At 71.2% G+C, this 22,798-nt stretch carries 18 protein-coding genes and 1 riboswitch; of the genes, 9 read left to right on the top strand and 9 right to left on the bottom strand.

All coding sequences use genetic code 11. The annotated features are described in order from the left end of the window. The first annotated feature begins 16 nt into the window (after window positions 1-16). Window positions 17-1,639, top strand: coding sequence for a DUF5691 domain-containing protein (locus ACZ4WS_RS05335; protein ID WP_467977366.1), 1,623 nt, complete (start codon window positions 17-19; stop codon window positions 1,637-1,639). 180 nt (window positions 1,640-1,819) lie between these two features. Here the strand turns inward: ACZ4WS_RS05335 and ACZ4WS_RS05330 are convergent, their stop codons facing one another. Next, entirely contained in the window at window positions 1,820-2,236 is a 417-nt protein-coding gene (locus ACZ4WS_RS05330; protein WP_030571505.1) for a cobalamin B12-binding domain-containing protein, read from the bottom strand. A 571-nt stretch (window positions 2,237-2,807) separates the two neighbouring features. On the opposite strand from ACZ4WS_RS05330, the gene ACZ4WS_RS05325 reads away from it, so the two are divergent. Further along, window positions 2,808-3,668: an esterase/lipase family protein gene (locus tag ACZ4WS_RS05325; RefSeq protein WP_467977363.1), complete on the top strand. Its 861-nt coding sequence runs from the start codon at window positions 2,808-2,810 to the stop codon at window positions 3,666-3,668. 220 nt (window positions 3,669-3,888) lie between these two features. After that, entirely contained in the window at window positions 3,889-5,520 is a 1,632-nt protein-coding gene (locus tag ACZ4WS_RS05320) for a M23 family metallopeptidase (protein ID WP_467977361.1), read from the top strand. A gap of 78 nt (window positions 5,521-5,598) precedes the next feature. Here the strand turns inward: ACZ4WS_RS05320 and pcrA are convergent, their stop codons facing one another. Next, entirely contained in the window at window positions 5,599-8,055 is a 2,457-nt protein-coding gene (pcrA, locus tag ACZ4WS_RS05315; protein ID WP_467977359.1) for a DNA helicase PcrA, read from the bottom strand. A gap of 99 nt (window positions 8,056-8,154) precedes the next feature. Further along, a complete protein-coding gene (locus ACZ4WS_RS05310) occupies window positions 8,155-9,249 on the bottom strand; it encodes a ScyD/ScyE family protein (RefSeq protein WP_467977357.1) in 1,095 nt (364 codons plus the stop codon). Between the two features lie 252 nt (window positions 9,250-9,501). Further along, window positions 9,502-9,672, top strand: a riboswitch (cyclic di-AMP (ydaO/yuaA leader). An 8-nt stretch (window positions 9,673-9,680) separates the two neighbouring features. Between ACZ4WS_RS05310 and ACZ4WS_RS05305 the strand changes: the two genes are divergently transcribed. Both ACZ4WS_RS05305 and ACZ4WS_RS05300 read left to right on the top strand, forming a co-directional pair. Beyond that, window positions 9,681-10,832, top strand: a complete 1,152-nt coding sequence (locus ACZ4WS_RS05305; RefSeq protein ID WP_467977355.1) for a C40 family peptidase — start codon at window positions 9,681-9,683, stop codon at window positions 10,830-10,832. A 97-nt stretch (window positions 10,833-10,929) separates the two neighbouring features. Further along, the gene (locus tag ACZ4WS_RS05300) at window positions 10,930-11,886 is read left to right on the top strand and encodes a tellurite resistance/C4-dicarboxylate transporter family protein (RefSeq protein WP_467977353.1); all 957 of its coding nucleotides are present in this window, start codon (window positions 10,930-10,932) and stop codon (window positions 11,884-11,886) included. On the opposite strand, the gene ACZ4WS_RS05295 is transcribed toward ACZ4WS_RS05300, so the two are convergent. Continuing rightward, window positions 11,864-12,217, bottom strand: coding sequence for a hypothetical protein (locus ACZ4WS_RS05295; RefSeq protein WP_467977351.1), 354 nt, complete (start codon window positions 12,215-12,217; stop codon window positions 11,864-11,866). The two genes, ACZ4WS_RS05300 and ACZ4WS_RS05295, sit on opposite strands and share 23 nt — an antisense overlap. Window positions 12,218-12,614: 397 nt before the next feature. Here ACZ4WS_RS05295 and ACZ4WS_RS05290 point away from each other — a divergent pair, with 397 nt between their 5' ends. Next, a complete protein-coding gene (locus ACZ4WS_RS05290) occupies window positions 12,615-13,676 on the top strand; it encodes a C40 family peptidase (protein ID WP_467977349.1) in 1,062 nt (353 codons plus the stop codon). 26 nt (window positions 13,677-13,702) lie between these two features. Here ACZ4WS_RS05290 and pdxR read toward each other — a convergent pair whose 3' ends face one another. Further along, window positions 13,703-15,340 (bottom strand): MocR-like pyridoxine biosynthesis transcription factor PdxR, encoded by a 1,638-nt coding sequence (gene pdxR / locus ACZ4WS_RS05285; protein WP_467977347.1) that lies wholly within the window; start codon window positions 15,338-15,340, stop codon window positions 13,703-13,705. A 58-nt stretch (window positions 15,341-15,398) separates the two neighbouring features. Here pdxR and ACZ4WS_RS05280 point away from each other — a divergent pair, with 58 nt between their 5' ends. Next, the gene (locus tag ACZ4WS_RS05280; RefSeq protein ID WP_467977345.1) at window positions 15,399-16,259 is read left to right on the top strand and encodes an L-histidine N(alpha)-methyltransferase; all 861 of its coding nucleotides are present in this window, start codon (window positions 15,399-15,401) and stop codon (window positions 16,257-16,259) included. On the opposite strand, the gene ACZ4WS_RS05275 is transcribed toward ACZ4WS_RS05280, so the two are convergent. Beyond that, window positions 16,256-17,029: a LuxR C-terminal-related transcriptional regulator gene (locus ACZ4WS_RS05275; protein WP_467977343.1), complete on the bottom strand. Its 774-nt coding sequence runs from the start codon at window positions 17,027-17,029 to the stop codon at window positions 16,256-16,258. The two genes, ACZ4WS_RS05280 and ACZ4WS_RS05275, sit on opposite strands and share 4 nt — an antisense overlap. Next, window positions 17,026-18,351: an ATP-binding protein gene (locus ACZ4WS_RS05270; protein WP_467977341.1), complete on the bottom strand. Its 1,326-nt coding sequence runs from the start codon at window positions 18,349-18,351 to the stop codon at window positions 17,026-17,028. The genes ACZ4WS_RS05275 and ACZ4WS_RS05270 overlap by 4 nt, the downstream gene beginning before the upstream one ends. 176 nt (window positions 18,352-18,527) lie before the next feature. Here ACZ4WS_RS05270 and ACZ4WS_RS05265 point away from each other — a divergent pair, with 176 nt between their 5' ends. Next, window positions 18,528-19,946 (top strand): PspC domain-containing protein, encoded by a 1,419-nt coding sequence (locus tag ACZ4WS_RS05265; RefSeq protein WP_467977340.1) that lies wholly within the window; start codon window positions 18,528-18,530, stop codon window positions 19,944-19,946. Beyond that, window positions 19,933-20,157, top strand: coding sequence for a hypothetical protein (locus tag ACZ4WS_RS05260; RefSeq protein WP_467977338.1), 225 nt, complete (start codon window positions 19,933-19,935; stop codon window positions 20,155-20,157). Before ACZ4WS_RS05265 ends, ACZ4WS_RS05260 begins: the two co-directional genes overlap by 14 nt. Here ACZ4WS_RS05260 and ACZ4WS_RS05255 read toward each other — a convergent pair. Both ACZ4WS_RS05255 and ACZ4WS_RS05250 read right to left on the bottom strand, forming a co-directional pair. After that, a complete protein-coding gene (locus ACZ4WS_RS05255) occupies window positions 20,154-20,684 on the bottom strand; it encodes a DoxX family protein (protein WP_467977336.1) in 531 nt (176 codons plus the stop codon). The genes ACZ4WS_RS05260 and ACZ4WS_RS05255 overlap by 4 nt on opposite strands. 589 nt (window positions 20,685-21,273) lie before the next feature. Next, on the bottom strand, window positions 21,274-22,599 hold the full coding sequence (locus ACZ4WS_RS05250) for a hypothetical protein (RefSeq protein ID WP_467977334.1): 1,326 nt from the start codon (window positions 22,597-22,599) through the stop codon (window positions 21,274-21,276). Between the last annotated feature and the right edge of the window lie 199 nt (window positions 22,600-22,798).

The following is a 22,798-nucleotide window of genomic DNA, read 5'->3' as shown; positions in this document are numbered from 1 at the left end:
TACGGAAAGGACGCTCATGAACACGACCTCCGCTTCCGCGGGCGCGCCCGCCGGGAGTTCATGGGAGGAACTCGTCACCGTGGCGTTGCTCGGGACCGAGCGGCGTACGCCTTCCGGGTGGGCGCCGGGGCGGGAGGCGCCGGTGGCGTTGCTGGACGCGGCTGCCGTGGAGACGCTGCGGCGGCGGGCCGGGGTGCGGGCCGCGCGAGCGGCTGCCCGGCCGGAGCCCGCGGCGCGGGATCCCCGGCCGGCGTTGCCACCCGCGGCGGTCCGCAGGCTGGCGATGCTGCTGGCGGACCGGCCCGGCACGGGGGGTGGTGGCCGCAGGGGGACGGCGCCGGACCTCATGGAGCTGCTGCCCCAGTGGCTCTCCCTGGCGAACGCGCGCGGATTCGCGGCGCCCCCCGAGGCCCTGCCCGCGCTCCTCGATGCGGCCCGGGGACGCACGGATCTGCGCCCCGCGGCCCTGGCCTTCGCCGGACCGAGGGCGCTCTGGCTGGCCCGGCTGAACACGGAGTGGCGGTTCGCGCTGCGTTCCTCGCCGGGCGGCGGCGCCGCGCTGCCGGGCCCGGAGGAGGCCGAGCGCGTACAACAGCTGTGGCAGGAGGGGTTGTTCGCCGAGCGGGTCGCGCTGCTTTCGACGATACGGGCCAAGGAACCGGCCGCCGCACGCGAGTTGCTCGCCACGACATGGGCGACGGAGCGGGCCGAGGACCGGCTGATGTTCCTCGACTCGCTGCGGTCGGGGCTGTGCGCGGCGGACGAGCCGTTCCTGGAGCGGGCACTGACCGACCGGAGCCGCAACGTACGGGCGACGGCGGCGGAGTTGCTGTCCGCGTTGCCGGGGTCGGCGCTCGCCGCGCGGATGGCGGCCCGGGCCGGTTCGTGCGTGGCCGTCGACCGTACGCTCGGCGAGCCCACGATCGTGGTCGAGGCGCCGCACGAGTGCGACGCGGGCATGGAGCGGGACGGAGTGGTGCCGAAAGCTCCGTCGGGACGGGGTGAACGGTCGTGGTGGCTGGGCCAGTTGGTCGAGGCGGCGCCGCTCGCGAGCTGGCCGGGGCGGCTCGGGGGGCGTACGCCGGAGGAGATCGTAGCCCTGCCCGTGACGGACGACTGGCAGGGCGAGTTGCATGCCGCGTGGTGCCGGGCGGCGGTGCGGCAGCGGGACCCCGGGTGGTCCAGGGCGCTGCTCGGGGCGCCCTCCGCCCCGGAGGCCGGGGGGCCCGGGGCAGTGTCGCTGGCGGAGCGGTCGAAGCTGCTCGGCACGCTGGGCTCCGCCGAGCGGGCGGAGTGGGTGGCGGGGTTCATCGGGACGCACGGGTTGTCCGAGGCGTTTCAGTTGCTCGGGGTGTGTGCGGTGCCCTGGGCGGGGGTGCTCGGGCGGGCGGTGGTCGACGCGCTCGATATCGCGCGGGACGCGGGGAGTTATCCGTGGAGCTTCAGTGGGGTGATGGGGCTGGCCGAGCGGTGTCTCGACCCGGGGGAGGCCCGGCGGCTCGAGGGGCTCACGGGGGTGCCCGACGAGTCGGAGAACTCGGCGCCGGGAGCCGGCAGCTACTGGGCCGAGGCCTTTCAGCGCCTCGTCACGACGTTGCGCTTGCGCGCGGCGATGGCTGCGGAGCTTTCGGTGGGGTGAGGGTTTTCGGCGGCGCCGCCGCTGCTCGGGCGGTGAAGGTTTTCGCCCCCGCCGCCCCTGCCCGTCCCCATCCTGGGGCTCCGCCCCAGACCCCGCCGGGGGGGCGCTGCCCCCTGGCCCCCCGCTCCTCGAACGCCGGAGGGGCTGATTCTTAGCCCGTCCGGCGTTCGAGGACGAGGACTACGCCCCAGCCGGCTGCCTCACATTCGCCCGCACCCAGTCCACGATCGACGCGGTCGTCGCCCCGGGCGTGAAGATCTCCGCGACGCCCTTCTCCTTGAGCGGAGCGATGTCCGCCTCGGGGATGATGCCGCCGCCGAAGACCTTGATGTCCTCGGCGTCGCGCTCCTTGAGGAGGTCGATGACGGCCGCGAAGAGCGTGTTGTGGGCGCCGGAGAGGATGGAGAGGCCGATCGCGTCGGCGTCCTCCTGGATCGCGGTGTCGACGATTTGTTCGGGGGTCTGATGGAGCCCGGTGTAGATGACCTCCATACCGGCGTCGCGCAGCGCCCGCGCGATCACCTTGGCCCCACGATCGTGGCCGTCGAGCCCCGGCTTGGCCACCACCACGCGGATCGGACCGGCTGCCACACCCATCACTGCCTCCATGAACCGACTACACCAACCTGTACCGACAGATATCGCACATTTCGCTACCCGCTGCACCGAATGTGTCTCTGCGGCACGGGCACCCCGCACCTCGCAGGCCGGGAAGTGAACGAACGTTATCGCCAGCATCCCGCAACCGGCAGTTTCACGGTGGACACCGAGGGGGAAATCACACAGTGGGACAAGTTCACCGCGCACCGTTCCGCGTTCCCGCGGCACACGCGTCGCATGGACCTGCGGCGCACGGGCCACGGCCGGAGCCTGCGCAAGGAGAGCCGCTATCGGGTGGCCGCACCACCGCGCCGTCAGCGGGACGCCGCACTGGTGGGGCACAGGCGATGGCACGACAGCGGGGAGCCAGGCCCGTACGAGGACGGGGACTCCCGCCGCACCGACGGCGGAGAGCCACGACCCCGACGGCACGGAACCCCGTAGCGTAATCGGCGCCTCACGCACCGCACACGCACCGTCGGCCACCACCGTCACCGGCATCGCGGCTTTCCACGAGGGCACACGGGGGACAGAGCGGTCCTGCCGCGTGCCGACTGGAGGTCGGCCATTGATCGCCACCCGGGCGATGTCGCCCCTTCTCCCCCTCTGTCAGCGCCTGTTTCCGAGCAGACTGGCGGGACTCTCGCTGACCCTCCTGAAGGCGACGGCCCTGGAGATCGCGATCCTCGCCGGGCACCTCCTCCTCTACCCGTCCGGCATCACCCAGGAGCGCCGCACCGCACGCGCACTCCCCTCGCCCGACGCCGCCGCGTTGCCCACCGAGGCCAAGCCCCCGGTCGTCCTGCTGCACGGCTTCATAGACAACCGTTCGGTTTTCGTCCTGCTGCGCCGCAATCTCGCCCAGCACGGCAGGCAGCACGTCGAATCGCTCAATTACTCACCCCTGACATGCGACATCCGCACCGCCGCGGAGCTCCTCGGCCGCCACATAGAGGAGATCTGCGAGCGCACGGGCCATGACCGGGTGGACATCGTCGGGCACAGCCTCGGCGGGCTGATCGCGCGCTACTACGCGCAGTGCCTCGGCGGCGACCTCCACGTCCGCACCCTCGTCACACTCGGCACGCCACACTCGGGCACCCGTGTCGTCCCGCTCATGAACGCGCACCCGATCGTCCGTCAGATGCGCCCCGGCTCAGAGGTGATCGAGGAACTGCGCAGGCCCGCACCGGGCTGCCGTACGCATTTCGTGAGCTTCTGGAGCGATCTCGACCATCTGATGGACCCGCTGGAGACGGCGTGCGTCGACCACCCGGACCTGCTCGCGCAGAACGTACGGGTGAGCGGCGTCGGGCATCTCGCGCTGCCCGTGCATCCCGCCGTCGCCGCGGGAATACGGCAGGCGCTCGACATCGAGGAGACGGGATTCCGCGCCGCCGCCCACACCGGCGGCCTGACAGTGGCCTGACAGCCGTCGGACAGCCGCCGTATCCCTGCCCAAGAACCCCTCAACTTCGAACATTCATCGAACGCCAGGCCAAAGGCGTGCCCGCACTCCCCCGAAACACGGCCGAATGCCCGTTTCCCGCGAGGGGGAAACCTGCCGAAGATTGTCGCGCCCGCGTACCGCCGGGTACAGTCACCGCACTGCTCTGCCAGCCCCTGTTGTCGAGGCGAAAGAGAAGTTGGTGAACGACCGTCACCCGTCGGGGATCGCAACTCCCCCGGCTCCGGCTTCCGATGCCGCCTCGGCGCACTACGCGTCGTACGGCGGACAGGAAGCCCAGTACGGCGACTTCACCACGTACGACGGCTACACCACCACCGGTTTTGACACGGGCGCCACCGGCACCGGGAGCTACGCCACCGCGAGCTTCGCGACCGACCCCCTCTTCGGCGACATGCCGGGCAACGACAACGGCACGGGTACGACAGGTGCGTACGACGCCACGCAGTGGAGCACCGGCAGCCACCACACGCTGAACTACGACCCGTACGCGGCGCAGCACCAGGCCGCGTACGACACGGGCAGCTACGAGACGGCGACGTGGGCGAACGGTTACCAGCAGCTCGCCAACATCCCCGCGCAGCACCCGGGCCCCGAGGCCTCGGGCCAGTGGGACGCCACCGCCTGGCTCCAGCCCGAGCAGCCGCTCGACCAGACCCAGCAGTGGAGCGCGCAGGCCCAGGACACGGGCGCGTACGACGCCACGCAGTGGAACAGCGTCGGCGGCCACGACGCGTACGAGGCGTACGAGCACCCGCAGGGCGAGCCGTACGAACAGCAGCACCCGCAGGGCGAGCCGTACGAACAGCAGCACCCGCAGGGCGAGCCGTACGAACAGCAGCACCCGCAGGGCGAGTCGTACGAGCACCAGCCCGCGCCCTTCGCGCCCGAGTCCTTCGACCAGCAGGCGACCGCCACCTTCGAGCAGCTCCCGTACGAGCAACACGCCGCCGCGGAGGACGAGTTCGAGACCCCGGCGGACGAGCACGACGCCGTCGACGAGCGGGAGACGCCGCTGCTCGACGACATGGAAGAGATCATCCCGGCCCCCCGCCCCGCGTCGCGGGCCGCGTCCCGCTCTCGCCGCCGCACCCCCGCGAAACGTTCCGCTCTGCTGACCGTCGCCGTGCCCTCGGCCTGTGTGATGGGGGTCGCGGGGATCGCGGCGGCTTCCGTGGTCGACATCGGCGGGGACGACAGCAAGGACACGACGGCCAGCGCGGCCGACGCGACCTCCGTGAAGCCGTCCGCCGCCAACAACAAGCTGGACACCCAGCTCCAGAGCCTCTCCGCGGGCGCGGACGACTTCGCCGACCGGGCGAGCCGGACACAGGAACGTATCGACCTCAAGGCCGAGCAGGAGGCCGAGAAGAAGAAGGCGGCGGCGGAGGCGGCCCGCAAGGAGCGGCTGCGGCCGAAGTACGCGCTCCCGGTGACACAGAAGGGGCTCAGCGCCTACTTCGGGCAGGCGGGCATCAACTGGATGTCCGTGCACACGGGCATCGACTTCCCCGTCTCGTACGGCACGACGGTGATGGCCGCGACCGACGGGACCGTCCGGACACAGTGGAACAGCGCGTACGGGAACATGGCGATCGTCACCGCGAAGGACGGCACGGAGACGTGGTACTGCCACCTCTCCAGCTACAAGGTCGCGTCCGGCACCACCGTGAAGGCCGGTGACCCGATCGCGTTCTCCGGGAACTCCGGCAACTCGACCGGCCCGCACCTGCACTTCGAGGTCCGCCCGGCCGGCGGCTCGGCGATCGACCCGCTGCCGTGGCTGCGCAGCCACGGCCTGGACCCGACGTAGCAACGACGGCCCGGACCGACGTAGCAGGCAACGGCCTGGACCCGACGTCACCAACCGCCGGGCCCGGCCCGCACCGCCCTACAGCTTCTCCACCGGCGCATACCGCAGCAGCAACCGCTTCGGCTTCGGCTCCCCGAAGTCGACCGTCGCCTCCGCGTTCGCGCCCGTCCCCTTCACACCGACGACGGTCCCGAGGCCGAACTGGTCGTGCGTGACCCGGTCCCCGACCGCCAGCGAGACCACCGGCTTCTCGGAGGCGCCACGGCGGGTCGCGAACCCGGAGGCACCCGAGGCCGCGGACCGCGAGCGCGAGGACGACAGCGAAGCCGCGATCCCCGAGGCCGGACCCGACGACACGGGAGCCATCGCACCCGTGCGCTTCCACTCCAGGTGCGCGTCCGGGATCTCCTCCAGGAAGCGGGACGGCGGGTTGTACGAGGGCTGCCCCCACGCACTGCGCATGGACGACCGCGTCAGATACAGCCGCTCCCGCGCGCGCGTGATGCCCACGTACGCCAGGCGCCGCTCCTCCTCCAGCTCCTTGACCTGTCCCAGCGCGCGCATGTGCGGGAAGACGCCGTCCTCCATGCCGGTCAGGAAGACCACGGGGAATTCGAGGCCCTTGGCGGTGTGCAGGGTCATCAGCGTGATGACGCCGTTGCCGTCCTCCTCGTCCGGGATCTGGTCGGAGTCGGCGACGAGCGCGACCCGCTCCAGGAAGGCGGAGAGCCCGCCCGACGCCTCGCCCTCACCCTCGCCGGACTCCTGCTCGAACTCCAGGGCCACGGCGGCGAGTTCCTGGAGGTTCTCGATGCGGGTCTCGTCCTGCGGGTCGGTCGAGGCCTGCAACTCGGCCAGGTAGCCGGTGCGTTCGAGGACCGCCTCCAGGACGGTCGCCGGGCCCGCGCCGGACTCGACGATCGTACGGAGGTCCTCCATCAGCGTGTTGAACCGCTTGACGGCGTTCGTCGACCGGGCCGCCATCCCGTACGCCTCGTCGACGCGGCGCAGCGCCTGCGCGAAGCTGATCTTCTCGCGCTGCGAGAGGGCGTCGATCATCGCCTCGGCGCGGTCGCCGATGCCCCGCTTGGGGACGTTGAGAATCCGCCGCAGCGGTACGGAGTCCTCCGGGTTCGACAACACGCGAAGGTACGCCAGGACGTCCCTGACCTCCTTGCGCTCGTAGAAGCGGACGCCGCCGACGACCTTGTAGGGCAGGCCGACGCGGATGAAGACCTCTTCGAAGACACGGGACTGGGCGTTCGTACGGTAGAAGACGGCGACGTCGCCCGCCTTGGCCTCGCCCGCGTCGGTGAGACGGTCTATCTCGTCGGCGACGAACTGCGCCTCGTCGTGTTCGGTGTCGGCGACATAGCCGGTGATGTTCGACCCGGCGCCCGCGTTCGTCCACAGGTTCTTGGGGCGGCGCGACTCATTGCGCTCGATGACCGCGTTGGCCGCGCTGAGGATCGTCTGGGTGGAGCGGTAGTTCTGCTCCAGGAGGATCGTCGTCGCGTCCGCGTAGTCCTCCTCGAACTGGAGGATGTTGCGGATGGTCGCGCCGCGGAAGGCGTAGATCGACTGGTCGGCGTCACCCACGACGCACAGCTCGCCGGGGTCGCTGTCGGCGGGCCCCACGAGCTCCCTCACCAGCGCGTACTGCGCGTGGTTGGTGTCCTGGTACTCGTCGACCAGGACGTGGCGGAAGCGGCGGCGGTAGTGCTCGGCGACGTCCGGGAAGGCCCGGAGCAGGTTGACCGTCGTCATGATCAGGTCGTCGAAGTCGAGCGCGTTGGCCTCGCGCAGCCTCGACTGGTACATCGCGTACGCCTGGGCGAGGGTCTTCTCGAAGCCGTCGGCGGCCTGGGCGGCGAAGTCCTCCTCGTCGATCAGCTCGTTCTTCAGGTTCGAGATCTTGGCACTGAAGGACTTCGGCGGGAAGCGCTTCGGGTCGAGGTCCAGGTCGCGGCAGACCAGGGCCATCAGACGCTTGGAGTCGGCGGCGTCGTAGATCGAGAACGACGACGTGAAGCCGAGCTTCTTGCTCTCCCGTCGCAGGATGCGGACGCACGCGCTGTGGAAGGTCATCACCCACATCGCGTTCGCGCGCGGGCCGACGAGGTGCTCGACGCGCTCTTTCATCTCGCCCGCGGCCTTGTTGGTGAAGGTGATCGCGAGGATCTGGCCGGGGTGCACATTCCGCTCGGCCAGCAGATACGCGATCCGGTGCGTGAGCACGCGGGTCTTGCCGGAGCCCGCGCCGGCCACGATGAGCAGCGGGGCGCCGGAGTGCACCACGGCCGCGCGCTGATTCTCGTTCAGCCCGTCCAGCAGCGCTGCCGGGTCCACGGCAGGACGGTGCGCGCCGTCGCGGTAGTACGCGTCCCGGTCCGGCGGCACGTCGAAGCGGCCGCCGAACAGGTCGTCCGCAAGCGGCTCCGGCGTCCCGTCCTCGGGCGGCGGCGGGGGCTCTTCCTCGTGGGCCCCGGAGGGCTTGAGGTCCGCCAGGAAGCTGTCATCAAAGAGGCTGCTCATCGCTCTCCGAGTTTAGGCTCCCCCACTGACAGCCCGCCGCCACCCTGAAAACTCGACCGGAACTCGTGACGCGACTCGTGACGCGACTCGTGACCCGTCTCAGAAGCCGAGGATCTTCCAGACCTGGCCGCCCGGCGTCTTCGTACCCTCCAGAACCGTTCCGTTACGGTCGGCGATCGACCAGGCCGAGACGTAGACCTTCCCGTCGTACGGGTCCACGGCGACACCCGCGGGGAACGGCACCTTCACGTGCGTACGTTTCCCGTGCGCGACCTTGGTCACCAGACCCGCGAAGAGCTGGCTGACGTACAGGTCGCCGTTCTGGTTGAAGGCGATGCCGGTGATCGAGCCGAAGCCGGTCTTCCAGCCGAGGATCTTTCCGGTGGCGAGGTCGACCTTCCAGACGCGGGCGGTGGGCCTGGTGGCCTCGCCGTTCAGCTCGCCGACGTACAGGTTGCCGTCGGGGCCGAGGGCCAGCGAGGTCGGGACGGACTCGTGCTTGTCGTGGTCGGGGAAGACCGTGAAGGGGCGGGCCTTGCCCTCGGGCGAGACGGCCACCAGGTCGTTCCCGGCCGCGTCGGCCACGATCTTGCGGCCGTCGGGGAGCGCGAGGACGGCGTACGGGTTGGAGTCGACGGCCGTCTTGTGTGGGTTGTACTTGAGCTCGACGGCGGAGATGTCGGCGGCGATGGTCGCTTTGCCGGGCGCGACGCACAGGAGCTTGCCGAGCTTGTTCCAGGGCGGGCCGGTGGGCACCCCGGCCTCCGGCGGGGCCCAGGTCTCGACACCCCAGACGCTGCCATTGAGCGCGGAGACGCCGTCCAGGCCGGTCGCGAAGCCGCCGTCCTTGGCGGCGCCCGAGGGCAGCCCCTCCACCACCCGGTAGTGCTTCCAGGCGCCGCCGTCCCAGAAGACCTTGGTGACCGCGGCCGTGGTACCGATGCAGGTCTGGTCGCTCTCGGGCCCGGCGCCGATGCACTTCTTGCCTCCCCGGCCGGCCTCGGCGACGTACAGCTGCCCGTTGTCGTACGCGAGCTGGCGCGGGTTGTCGAGGCCGGTCGCGATGACGCGGACCACCGGTTTACCGCCTGTCCGCACGCCGGCGTGGCCGCCGGTGGCGCTCGCGGGCGCGACGGCCCCCGTGACGGCGAGAGCGACTCCTGTGGCGACGACGAGTGCCTTGCGCTTCCTCATGGCCGTATCCCCTCTGCCCCCACGGCGTCCGGCCGTGGCTGGCTGGAAGCTAGCGCCTCGAACCGGGCGGACGTCGCCACTCCGGACAAGTCACCACAGATCACTCCGGATTGACCGCGCGGGGTGATTCTCAGGGCTAAGGTCACGAAAATGTATCGGACATATCGAACATCAACCTTCACAGGAGCCACACGAGTTGGCTAGCGTGCCGGACAGGCCGCTCGACCCCCACCGGCGAACCGTCGCCGGGCCGTGCGGCCTCCGCCGAGTCCGGTGCGCCCCGTGGCAGCCGGAGCCGGGGACCCACCGACCTTGGGGTGAATCGGTCCGACTGCCCCGTGGGGCAAGGACCGTAGGGCAAACCTTCCGGAACCACCCGCCCGAACCCGACAGCTAACTCGGTAGGCGGATGACGGAAGGAGTCTCCTCTCTTGGCGTCGCATCGCACATGGCGTCCTGCGGGTACGCGCGTAGCAGGCATGCGGACCCCCGCCGCCCTCGCCACGGCGGCCCTCACCTCCGTGGCCCTGCTCTCCCAGACGGCGAACGCAGCGCCCTCGGCCGAGCCGAAGCCGAGCCTCGAAGAAGTCGAGAAGAAGGTCAACGACCTTTACCACCAGGCCGAGACGGCCACCGAGAAGTACAACGCGGCCAAGGAGAAGACCTCCACGCAGCGCAAGCGCGTCGACACCCTCCTCGACGACGTCGCCAAGCGCACCGAGAAGCTCAACACCGCGCGCGAGGAGCTGGGTTCGTTCGCCGCGGCGCAGTACCGCACCGGGGCCACCGCCCCCGACACCGCGACCCTGCTGCTCGCCGACGACCCGCAGGACTACTTCGACCAGACCCAGCTGATGAGCCGTCTGACCACCCGCCAGAAGGCGGCCGTCGACGACTACATATCCGAGCAGGCCGCCACCACGAAGAAGCGCGCGGAGGCCTCCAAGAGCCTGCAGACGCTGACCACGTCGCAGAACACGCTCAAGACGTCCAAGGCCGCCGTCCAGCAGAAGCTCTCCGCGGCGCGCGACATGCTCTCGCAGCTGACCGCCGAGGAGAAGGCGCGGCTCGCGGCGATCGAGAAGAAGAAGCAGGAGGAGGCCGACCGCAAGGCGGCGGAGCTGGCGCAGCAGCAGGCCGCGGCGGCCGCGAAGAAGGCGGCCGAGGAGTCGTCGAGCACCACGACCGGCTCGTCGGGCTCGACCACCACGGACTCCTCGTACGCCACCAAGGCCGCCAAGGCCATCGCCTTCGCCCGCGCCCAGATCGGCAAGCCGTACGTCTGGGGCGCGACGGGCCCCGGCTCGTACGACTGCTCCGGACTCACCCAGGCCGCCTGGAAGGCCGCCGGCGTCACACTGCCGCGCGTCACGACCGACCAGGTGAACGCGGGCACGACGGTCTCCCTCTCCGACGCCCAGCCCGGTGACCTGGTCTTCTTCTACGACGACATCAGTCACGTGGGCCTCTACATAGGCAACGGCATGATGATCCACGCGCCGAAGCCGGGTGCGTACGTCCGCGAGGAGTCGATCTACTACGCGGGGACCTCGATCATCCACAGCGTGGTGCGTCCGGCGTAACCCCTTTTTACGGTGCACGCGCGCGTGGGGCTTGTCATCCGGCCCACGCGCGCGTGCCCCGCGGGCAACCGGCCCGAAGATCCCTAGCATCGGCCCCATGCCAGCAGCCGTCTCCCCGCTCCGCACCTGGTGGGTCCAGCGACCGCCCGCCGCCGGTGGCGCCGTCATGGCCACCGGCATCATCTCGGTCGGGCTGTATCTGACCGGCTACGAGATCCTGTCGCTCATCGCCCTGGCCCTGGCATCCGCCGCCTGGCTCGCGCTCGCCACGGACTTCGCCGTACGGCTGCTGCGGGAGCGGGCGCGGTGGGTGGAGGAGGCGGGCACGCCCGCCGCGCTCACCGCCGTCGCGGCGACCACCGTGATCGGCACGCGGCTGTCCGCGCTGGGGTGGCAGGAGGTGGCCGAGGCGCTTCTCGCGCTGGCGGCCGTGCTCTGGCCGGGGCTGCTCTTCGTCGTCGTACGGCACTGGAAGCGTCGTATGTCCGGAGGGGTGTTCCTGGTGTGCGTGGCCACACAGGGGCTCGCGGTGCTGGGCGCCACGCTCGCCGCGGCCGTGGGAGCGGCGTGGCTCGCGCATGACGCGCTGGTGCTGTTCTGGCTGGGGATCGTCCTGTACGGGGTGGCGTTCGCGCACTTCGACATCCGCGAGGTCGCCGTGGGCGCCGGGGACCACTGGGTCGCGGGCGGCGCGCTCGCCATCTCGGCGCTGGCCGGGGCCAAGCTCATCGCCGCGCACCACGTGAACCCGTACCTGTGGAACGACGACGACAGCGGCGTCCTGCGCGCCGTGACCGTCGCGCTGCTCGTGCTCGACCTCGCCTGGTACGTCGTCCTGGGCGCCGCGGAGCTGGCCTGGTGGCGCCCGCGCTACGACGTACGGCGCTGGGCGACCGTGTTCCCGATGGGGATGACGGCGGTGGCGGCCCTGGCGGTCGCGACCGCCGTCGGCGATTCCTGGCTGAGGGGTCCGGGGCAGGTGCTGCTGTGGATCGCGGTGGCGGCGTGGCTGGCGGTCGCGGCGGGAGCCGTCAGGTCCACAACACGGCGATGAAGATGTTCGCGGTCGTCAGCAGGCCGACGAGTCCGAAGAGGCCCTTGTCCACCTTCTCGTCGTCCCGCTTCACGTAGACGAGGCCGAGGATCACGATCAGCAGGGCCAGCTTCACGCCGATCTTGATGGTGTTGACCGCGTTGTCGTCAGCCTGGTTGAGGCCGACCAGCACGACACCGGTGACCAGCATGGTCAGCGCGCCGTGCAGCATCGCGGGGACGAAGCGGGCCGTGCCCTTGCCCATCGCCTTCATCTGGGTGAGGAAGCCACCCAGGAGCGAGGCGATGCCGATGATGTGCAGGCCGACGAAGAAATGGATGAGTACGTCCATGAAGGCGGAGCCTAATCGGACGCCCGAGTCGCTCTTGTCACCGGCCCACCCCTTGTAACCCATAGCACCGGCGCACGCCCGGTTGTCCCGGATTCGCCGCATCGGTCATCGCACCGTGTGAATGCGATGAGGCCAGGCGGGGATCACGGTCACATACGGTCACTGGACGGTCCAGTGGCGCCAGTTCCGTACATGGCGTTACCGACACCACACTCCCAGGTTTAGCGTCCTCCTCCAGGTGACCGGCTCCCCACCGCCGCCCGGGCCAGGGGCGGCAGTCGGCCACCACCGCCGAGAAGGTCCGGCGGCGGCCCGCTCCCCCTGTGTGGGCCGCCGCCGGACGCGTCACCGCTTGACCGCGCTCCCCTCGCGGTCGTACGGAAGGATGTGGGCCCTCGTGGCAGCGCACCGCAAGCCCAGACAGCGCTCGCTCGGCGGAAACACGGCCCGCACAGCCGCCACGATCGCCCTCGCGGGCGCGGCGACGGCGACCGGCTTCGACGGAACCGGGCACGCCGATCCGCAGCTGTCTCCGGCGCAGGTGAAGGCCAAGGTCGACAAGTTGTACGAGGAGGCCGAGGTCGCCACCGAGAAGTACAACGGCGCCAAGGAGAAGGCCGACAAGGCTCAGGAGCGGCTGAATTCGCTGCGTGACGAGGCGGCACGCAAGGAGGACCGGCTCAACTCCGAGCGGGAGGCGCTGGGTTCGATCGCGGCGGCCCAGTACCGCAGCGGCGGCCTCGATCCCGCGCTGCAACTCGTCCTCTCCGACAATCCCGACCAGTACCTGGACGGGGCCGCGATCGCCGAGCGGGCGGGCAGCCGGCAGGCGACGGCCGTGGCGCGCGTACGCAAACAGCTCCGGGAGATCGAGCAGCTGCGCGGCGCCGCGCAGGTGGAAATCGCCTCGCTCACATCGCGGCAGGCGGAACTGAAGCGGCACAAGAAGACCATCAACGGGAAGCTCGACGCCGCGCGACAGCTGATGGCGAACCTCAGCAACGATCAGCGCGCGCAACTCGGACAGGCGGGGGGCGTCGGGCACGCCTCCCGCTCCTCGGCGCGCGACCTGGGCCCGGTGTCCTCGTCCGGAACCGTCCAGGCCCCCAACTCCCGTGCTGCCGCAGCCATTTCGTACGCCTACGGCAAGCTCGGCAGCCCTTACGTCTGGGGTGCCACCGGGCCCGACGCCTTCGACTGCTCCGGCCTGGCCCAGGCCGCGTACCGCTCCGCGGGCATCTCGCTGCCGCGTACGACCTACGCCCAGATCAACGCGGGCCGTCGCGTCTCACGCTCCGAACTCCTCCCCGGCGACCTGGTGTTCTTCTACTCCGGCATCAGCCATGTGGGCATCTACGTGGGCAACGGCCAGATGATCCACGCCCCCAATCCGACGGCGCCGGTACGGCTGGCTCCGATCGACGAGATGCCGTTCGCGGGGGCTACGAGGGTGGCGTGACCGTGTAGGTGCTTGTCTCCCCTCTCTCAGCGGAGTTCTCGTAGCGCGTCGCCGATCGCGGCCACGCCCTCGGCGATGGCCGTCGCCGGGGACGCGGCGTAACCGAGGAGCAGGCCGGGCGGACCCGGGCGCTGCCGGTGCCAGGACAGTGGGTGGGCCTTCACACCGCGGGCGAGGGAGGCGGCGGCGAGGTCGGTGTCCGTGAACGCCGGTGCCCCGCCTCCCTCGAAGGTGATCAGGAGGTGGAGCCCAGCCGCGGCCCCGTGGACGACCGCGCCCGGCAGCTGACCGCGGATCGCGGCGATCATGGCATCGCGGCGGCGACGGTGGCGCCGTCGCAACAACCGCACCTGCCGTTCCAGTTCGCCCGACTCCATGAGCCGGGCCAGTACGAGCTGGGGCAGGACGGCATTGCCGAGGTCGGCGAAGCGTTTCGCGGCCACCAGCGCGTCGCGGTGGCGTGGCGGCGCGAGCACCCAGCCCGTACGCAGCGCGGGGGCCAGCAGCTTGGACACGCTGCCCGCGTAGCAGACCCGCTCGGGCAGCATCGACCGCAGCGCGGGCACGGGCGGCCGGTCGTAACGGTGCTCGGCGTCGTAGTCGTCCTCCACGATCAGCCCGCCGTCTCCGGCCCACCGCATCAGCGCCCTGCGCCGCGCACCCCCGAGCACGACCCCGGTCGGGAACTGGTGCGCCGGCGTGAGCAACACGGCTCCGTGCGCCCGTAGTTCGTCCACCCGGAGGCCCTCGGCGTCGACGGACACGGGCGGCGTACCAAGTCCCTGCCGTTGCAGATGCTGCCGGACCCCGAGTGAGCCCGGGTCCTCCACGGCGATCTCCTCGACCCCGTCCTCGCGCAGCACCTGCCCGAGCAGCGCCAGCGCCTGCGCGGTCCCCGCGACGACGATCACCTCGTCCGGCTCGGCCCTGATCCCCCGGTTCCGCGCGAGCCAGTGCGCCACGGCCGCCCGCAGCTCCGGTGTCCCCCGCGGATCCCCGTACCCGAACCCCGACGCGGACAGGCCCCGCAGCACGTCCCGCTCGGCGCGCAGCCAGGCCGCTCGCGGGAAGGCGGTGAGGTCGGGAACGCCGGGCGAGAGGTCGATACGGGCCGGGGCGGAACGGATCCGGTCGAAGATGTCGTCGCCGGGCGCGGCGGTGAACATGCCGTCTGTCGACGGGAGTTGGCGGCCGTCACTCGGCGACAGACGGCGGTCGTCGCTCGCGGTGAGTTGGCGAGGTGCGCGGGGCGGCGCGCCGCCAGTGACGGCTGGGGTCGTACGCCAGGCGACAGGACGACGCCCTGGCTCCACCGGCTCCACCGGAATCACCGGCGCCGCCAGCACCACCGTCCCCTTGCGGCCCCGCCCCGCCACATGCCCTTCCTCCGACAGCCGCTGGTACGCCTCTGTCACCACCCCTCGCGAGACGCGGAGCTCGGCGGCGAGCACCCGGGTCGCCGGGAGCCGACTCCCCACGGGCAGCCGTCCGTCGGAGATCGCCCGCCGCAACTGCCCCGCCAGCCAGTCGGCACGGCCGCCGAACGGGGCGTCCCTGATGTCGAGTTGGAGAAAGTCGGATCCGGGACCCCGCCCGACGCCGACGCCAGCGCCGACGTCTCCGACTATGGCCCCTTCGACCTGACCCTCATTGGACCTGTCCACGGGACCATTCTCGGACGAGGCTCACCCCATGACCACACGCCCCGCGACCACACCACCCATGACCACACCACCCATGACGACACCACCCACGACCACGCCGATCGACTACGTACATGGTTACTCCGCCGACGAGACCCGTCGCCTGGGCGACCAGGCCGACACGCTGGCGGCGCTGCTGCACTCGGGCACGGCGTACCCCGCGGGCAGCAGGGTTCTCGAGGTCGGCTGCGGGGTGGGCGCGCAGACGGTGCACCTGGTGACGGCGAGCCCCCGGGCGCACTTCACTGCGGTCGACATCTCGGCCGATTCCCTCGCCCGGGCCCGCGCCCGCGTGAGGGACCACGCCCCCGACGCGCACGTGTCGTGGCACCAGGCCAACCTCTTCGAACTCCCCTTCCCCGACGCCGCGTTCGATCACGTCTTCGTCTGTTTCGTCCTGGAACACCTGGCCGCTCCGCTCCAGGCCCTCACCGCCCTGCGCCGCGTCCTGCGCCCCGGCGGCACCCTCACCGTCATCGAGGGCGACCACGGCTCCACGTTCTTCCACCCCGACAGCGCGTACGCCCACGCGGCGATCGACTGCCAGATCCAACTCCAGGCCACGGCAGGCGGCAACGCCCTGATCGGCCGCCAGCTGCACCCGCTCGTCACCGGCGCCGGATACGAGAACGTCGTGGTCCGCCCCCGTACGGTCTACGCGGACCGCTCCCGCCCCGCCCTGGTGAACGGCTTCACCCGCAACACCTTCATCGCCATGATCGAGTCCGTACGCGAAGACGCCCTCGCCGAGGGCCTGATGACCCCCGCCGACTGGGATCAGGGCCTCACGGACCTGCACCGCACGGCCACCGGTGACGGCACGTTCCACTACTCGTTCTTCAAGGCGGTCGCCATGAACCCCGGTGCTGCGACCGGCTAGACCAGCCGTCGCGCCGTGGCCCACCGGGTCAGCTCGTGCCGGTTCGACAGCTGGAGCTTCCTCAGTACGGCCGAGACATGCGACTCGACCGTCTTGACGGAGATGAACAGCTGCTTGGCGATCTCCTTGTACGCATAGCCGCGGGCGATGAGGCGGAGGACCTCGCGCTCGCGCTGGGTGAGACGGTCGAGGTCCTCGTCGACGGGCGGCGCGTCGGTCGAGGCGAACGCGTCGAGGACGAATCCGGCCAGGCGGGGCGAGAAGACCGCGTCGCCGTCCTGGACGCGGAAGATGGAGTCCACCAGGTCCGTGCCGGTGATCGTCTTGGTGACGTACCCCCGGGCGCCGCCGCGGATCACGCCGATGACGTCCTCCGCGGCGTCCGACACGGACAGCGCGAGGAAGCGGACGGGCTGCTCGGCGTCGCCCATCAACGGGGCGCAGCGGCGCAGTACTTCGACACCGCCGCCGCCCGGCAGATGGACGTCGAGCAGGACGACCTCGGGCCGGGTGGCCGTGATGACGGTGACCGCCTGGTCGACGTCGGCGGCCTCGCCGACCACCTCGACGCCGGTCCGCTCGGTCTGCCCGATCTCGGCCTGCACGCCCGTACGGAACATCCGGTGGTCGTCGACGAGCACCACCCGCGCATGACGCCCGCCCTGGGCGCCGGCCGACCCGGCGGCGTCCGCGGACTCTCCGGATACGGCGGCCGAAGCGGTCTCCTCAGCAGAACTGCCGGACTTCACAGGTCCGTTCGCGTCGCTCATGACGTCTTCTCCGCCCTCTCCATTTCCAGCTCGACCTCCGTACCGCCGTCCGGCACCGCGCGCAGTCGCGCCGTGCCGCCGTTGCGCTCCATGCGGCCGATGATCGATTCTCTGACGCCCATGCGGTCGGCGGGTATCGCGTCCAGGTCGAAGCCGGGACCCCGGTCGCGGACGGACACGAAGACCGTCCTGCCCTCGACTTCGGCGTATACCTGTACCGCGCCGCCCTCGCCACCGTACTTGGCCGCGTTCACCATCGCTTCCCGCGCGGCCTGCATCTGTGCGGTCAGGCCGTCGTCGAGCGGGCAGTCGCCGACTATGACGACCTCGATGGGGACGCCGTGCTTGTCCTCGACCTCGGCCGCATTGCGCCGGACGGCCTCGGCGAGGGTGTCGGGCTCGTCGGCCTCGTCCTTGCCCGTGCCCTCCGGCTTGTAGAGCCAGGCGCGCAGGTCGCGCTCCTGGGCGCGGGCCAGCCGCCGCACCTCGTTGCCATTGTCCGCGTTGCGCTGGATCAGGGTCAGGGTGTGCAGCACGGAGTCGTGGACATGGGCGGCGACCTCGGCCCGCTCCTGGGCGCGGATACGCATCAGGCGCTCCTCGGAGAGGTCCTGTGTCATCCGGACGAGATAGGGGCCGGCGAGGAGCGCTATGCCGACCAGGACCGCGAGCGCCGCCTGGAGGACGGAGCCGAGGTGGGCGGCCGAGCCCTGGAGCACGAAGATGCCGGTCACGCCCGCGGTGACGAGGAGGACACCGGCCGCGGAACGCAGCAGCGTGAGCGTACGGCGGCGGCGGCCGACCTCCACCCAGCGGGCCCGCCGCGCGTTGTCCGCCTGGCGCCAGACCAGGGCGACGCCCGCGCCGACGAGCACGGTCGGCCACAGATACGCCTTGGCTCCACCGCCGAGGTTCACATTGCCGACGAAGACCATGGCCACGACGACCATGAGGAGCAGCGCGACGATCTGGCCCTTGTCCGGCTTGCGGGCGACGAGTCTGCGGCGGCCGTCGGGAGCGGTCTCGGTGGTGAAGGCCGGGGTGCGCCCGGAGCCGACCCCGCCGACGCCGAGCGGCACGAAGAACCAGAACGCGGCATACAGCAGCGCCCCCAGTCCGTCCGCCATGAACAGACCGACGAACACCAGCCGCACCCAGATCACGGGCAGCCCGAGATGCCCGGCGAGCCCTCGCGCCACGCCCCCGAGCCAGCGTCCGTCGCTGCTGCGGTAGAGCTTGCGCGGGGGCCGCGGGTCGTCGAGAGGCACTGCTGCGGCTTCCGGCATGCCATCGATGTTCACACGCCCGGCGGACCCGGGCATCAGGGTCGACCCCCGAGACTCCCCTGATCTTCATCCGCAACGTTCGAGATCTTCGTCCACGGCCTTCGAGCAACCGGTGATCGAACAGTCCCCCCGCCCCCGTCAGGGCCGATATCAGGGTTCGGCCAGGGTCATCCCGACTGCCGTCTCGCCTCCCCGCCCGTCACCATGGACACATGACAGATCAGCAGCACGCGGCAGCGGAGCCGGACCCCGGCCCCGGCCCCGGCCCGGGCGCCCCACCACCGGGCACCGGGCCGCGGGACGCCGTGCCGCCCGCCCCGGACCCCGCCAAGGGTGAGGAGCCGCGCGCGCACGAGAACCCGGCCGCGCCCGAGGCCCCGCGCAAGTTCCGGCGCGACCGTCGGCAGAAGATGCTGGGCGGGGTGTGCGCCGGTCTGGGGCGGCAGTGCGACATGGACCCGGTGATCTTCCGGATCGTGCTCGCGGTGCTCGCCGCGACCGGAGGCATCGGCCTCATCTTCTACGGCTTCGTCTGGCTGTTCGTCCCCTCCGACGACGAGGAGGAGAACGAGGTACGGAAGCTGCTGACCGGCCGGGTCGACGGTCAGGCGCTGACGGCCGTGCTCTTCGCGCTGGTCGGCTGCGGGGTGTTCCTCTCCATGCTCAACAACGGCGGGGTGCTGACCTTCGCCGTGGTCCTCGCCCTGCTCCTCGCGGGCGCGGGGTTCTGGTCGCAGCAGCGCGGCGCCCCCGACCCCGACCCGCTGGCCGCCCAGGCCGTCGCCGACGCCCCGCCGGAGGCGCAGGCACCGCCCGTCCCCGCCTCCTACCCCTCCTGGTGGCGCGACCCGATCGTCAAGGACGGATCGCATGTGGGCGGCACCGGCTATCTGTGGGGACCGAAGGACACCCGGGACCGGGATGTCGCGGCGGCGGTCAACATCGCCCGCGGCACGACCCGCCAGGACATACGCGTGCCGCAGGAGCCGAAGACGCTCGGCCCGCGCCGGATCGGCGGCTGGGTGTTCCTGCTCGCGCTCCTCGCCGGCGGCCTCGGCACGGGCCTGACCTGGGACGACCAGGCGCTCGGCACCAGCCTGCAGACCGGCCTGGCCTGTGCGCTGATCGTGTTCGGCGTGGGCATCGCGATCAGCGCGTTCCTGGGGCGTACGGGCGCGGGATCGATCTTCCTGGCCGTGATCACGGCAGGCCTGCTGGCCGCGTCCGTGGCACTGCCGAAAGACATCAGCACCCACTGGATACGCACCGAGTGGACCCCCACCGCCACGGCCGACGTGCAGAAGAAGTACGACCTCGGCACGGGCGTGGGCACCCTGGACCTGACGCACCTCGACCTCACCAAGGGCCAGACGGTGACGACGAGTGCCGAAGTGGGCGTGGGCCGGCTCAAGGTGGTGGTCCCTAAGGACGCGACCGTAAAGCTGAACGTCGAAGTGGGCGTAGGAGACATCCAGTTGCCGGGCGACGGCAAGAGGGACGTGGACGTGGCAGCGGGCAAGCACAAGAAGGTGACGCTGTCGCCGTCGACGGGCGTCAAGAACGGCGGCACGCTCGACCTCGACCTCCAGGTCGGCGTGGGCCAGGCGGAGGTGAGCCGTGCTGCGTCATGAGTTCCAGCCGGGAAAGCTGGTCGCGGGCTTCTTCCTCACCCTCGCGGGTGTCATCTACGCAGGTGACGCGGGCGGCTGGTGGGACACCCCGTGGTTCGTCATGATCCCCGTCGTCACGGGCGGCCTCTGTCTGGCCGGCGCGGCGGCGTTCCTGACCCATGGCATACGCCGACGCCGCTCGGCCCGCCGGGACCCAGCGGCTCTGGGCTAGCGGTAGCTCCCGGCGCGTTGCCTGCGCCGGGCCCGTAGGGCGGCGTCCACGGAGAAGACCGAGGCACCCGCGAGGACCAGGGGCAGCCAGGCCATCAGGTAGGCGAGGTCATTGCCGTAGTAGTACGGGTCGGAGGCCCAGCTCACCGTGAGCCACAGGCTGAGGGAGATGAGCGCGCCGCCCAGCGCGGCGAGACGGGCCAGCAGGCCGATCAGGGTGCCGATGCCGACGGCCAGTTCACCGAAGGCGATGGCGTAGCCGAAGCCGACGGGGCTCTTCAGCGAGAGGTCGACGAGCGCCGGGATCGCCGAGGAGTCGCGCACCGTGCGCATCATGTCGCCGATCGATCCGGACCCGGAGTCCTTCATGAAGGCGCTGTTGGTGAGTTTGTCCAGGCCGGCGTAGATGAAGGTGACGCCGAGGAAGACTCGTAGGGGCAGCAGGGCGTACCGGGTGGCGGTGTCCCGCCAGTCCCGCCCTCCGTCGAGGTAAGGGGTGTGAGTGTCCGTCCGCATACCGTGAGTCATCGCTCTCCGCCGCCTTTCGCCCGCGTGCCGTTGACCCCTCAACAGACCATACGTACGACAGTTGGCCCCCGCTCAACCCTCGGGGGCCCGTTTTCCCAGCTTTGGCCCAGCGAGCCCCCCTCTACCCCAGGAATGCCGCGGTGGTCGCCACGTACCGAGCAGCGACGTTCGCGCCCGCGCAGTGAGCCGGCTGACGCCCAATCCCCCACGCACCCGCACCCGCCGACGCACGGAAGGGACCGTGCCGGCGCTGACGCCCAATCCACCACGCCCCCGCAGCCGCCAGACCGGAAGGGGCCGTGGCCGGGGCTAACACCCAAGCGCCCACGCACCCGCAGCCGCCAGACCACGGAAGGGGCCGTGTCGGTACATCAAATGCCCGCAGCCGAACGGATCCAAAAAAGACAGCACCCTTCTCACCCACAGCCGATCCGTTCGGATGCGGGCGGATGTACCGGCGCGGCCCCGACCCACCACCGAACGGCAGGCGACCCGCCACCGACCCGCAGGCGCCCCCGGCAACAGGCGACCCACCACCGACCCGCAGACGCCACCCCCGGCGACAGACGACCCACCAGAGCAACGCCCCTCAGTCCGTCACATCGATAACGCTCCGATTCGTCTCGACTCCCGCCGCAGTCACCACCTGCACCTCAACCCTCCCCGGCTCCACATCCACCGGCACAGGCACAGTGAGCACCGCGTCAGTGGGATTGCTGAACCCTCCGGTCACCGGCACCAACGGCACATGCACATGCACGGCGCCGATCCGGACGACCATCCGGGACAGCCGGTCCGCGGTCTGCGCGCCGGGCGGCACGAACCCGGCGCCCCGGATCTCGATGTCGTCCCCGGTGCGGATGGGCGCGTCCAGGTCGCCCGCCTCCCGGGCGCGGACAACGGAGAGGATCACCGGACGGCCACCCTCCGCATACTTCCCGGCGATATACGTAGCCGCCGACACCAGCACCAGCAACGCCAGCCCCCACGGCAGATCCGGCAACTGCGCGGGCCGCCGCGCCAGCCGCACCGCCGCGAACAGCAGAGCCACGCCGCCGATCACGACGTACTGGAGGTCGGCGAAGGTGCCCCGCCCGGAGTCGTCGGTCAGCAGATCGGCGGCCCGCGGCCGGTCCGCGCGCACCTTCTGCAGGCGCTGTCCCAGCACCCGCAGCCCCACCACCCGCCGCACCAGCACCGCGACCCCGCACACCACGGCGACGACCGTCACCACACCCGCGCCCCGCGCGAGTTCGAGACCGGCGATCAGCTCGTCCCGGTTCCCGTGGGCGGAGGCCACGGCCAGTTGCCCCACCAGCACGAGCACCGCGAACACCACGAACAGCACCCAGCCCGCCGCCACGGCACGCGAGGTGGAGAGCCGGTTGTCCTCGCCGATGACCGGAGCGAGCACACCGCCGCGCGCCCGGTGCCAATACCCCGCACCCGTCAGCAGCCCACCCACCAGCACGGCAGCCAGCAGCCCCGACGTCCGCGCGGCCGTCCACCCCGCACCGATCGCGGTGAGCGCCTGCACCAGGAGCAGTACGCCGGCAACTCCCCACACCGCACAGGCCGTACGCGACCACAGCCGCCCCAGCCACGCCTCGCCCTCGACCCGCCCGCGTTCGGCGACGAGGTCCGCGGACTGGGTCAGCTCGTCCGAGACCCACTGCCGGGACGCGGACGCGGAGTGCGCGACGGCGGCGGGCAGCCCCTGCCCGGACGCCAACTCGTCGCGCTTCGCGAGGAATTCGGCGACGGCACGCCGATGCCCCTCGCGCGCCCCGTGCGGACAGTCTCCGCAGGTGCAGCCACCCTCATGCGCGCCCTGCCCGGAACCCGACCCGGCGCCGGACCCGGCACCACGTCCCGCACCGCGCTCCGCGCCGTGTCTCGCCTCCTGCACCGCCACGCCCGCTGCCGCCTTCCCTGCGCCGAAAACTCCCGTGCGGCCAGACCTTCCGTACGCCTGACCGCCGTACAACTGCCTGCCGTACAACCGCCTGCCATACAACTGCCTGCCGTACAACTGCCTTACAACTGCCTCGCGATGACAGCGAATTGTGCCGTACGAAACAGGGCCCGCGTCCGGCAGGTCTGGTCAGCGTGGG

The organism is Streptomyces sp. NPDC029292 (genome assembly GCF_055569295.1).
Note: the sequence above shows the minus strand (reverse complement) of the source record. Positions and strands in the feature narration are given on the sequence as shown.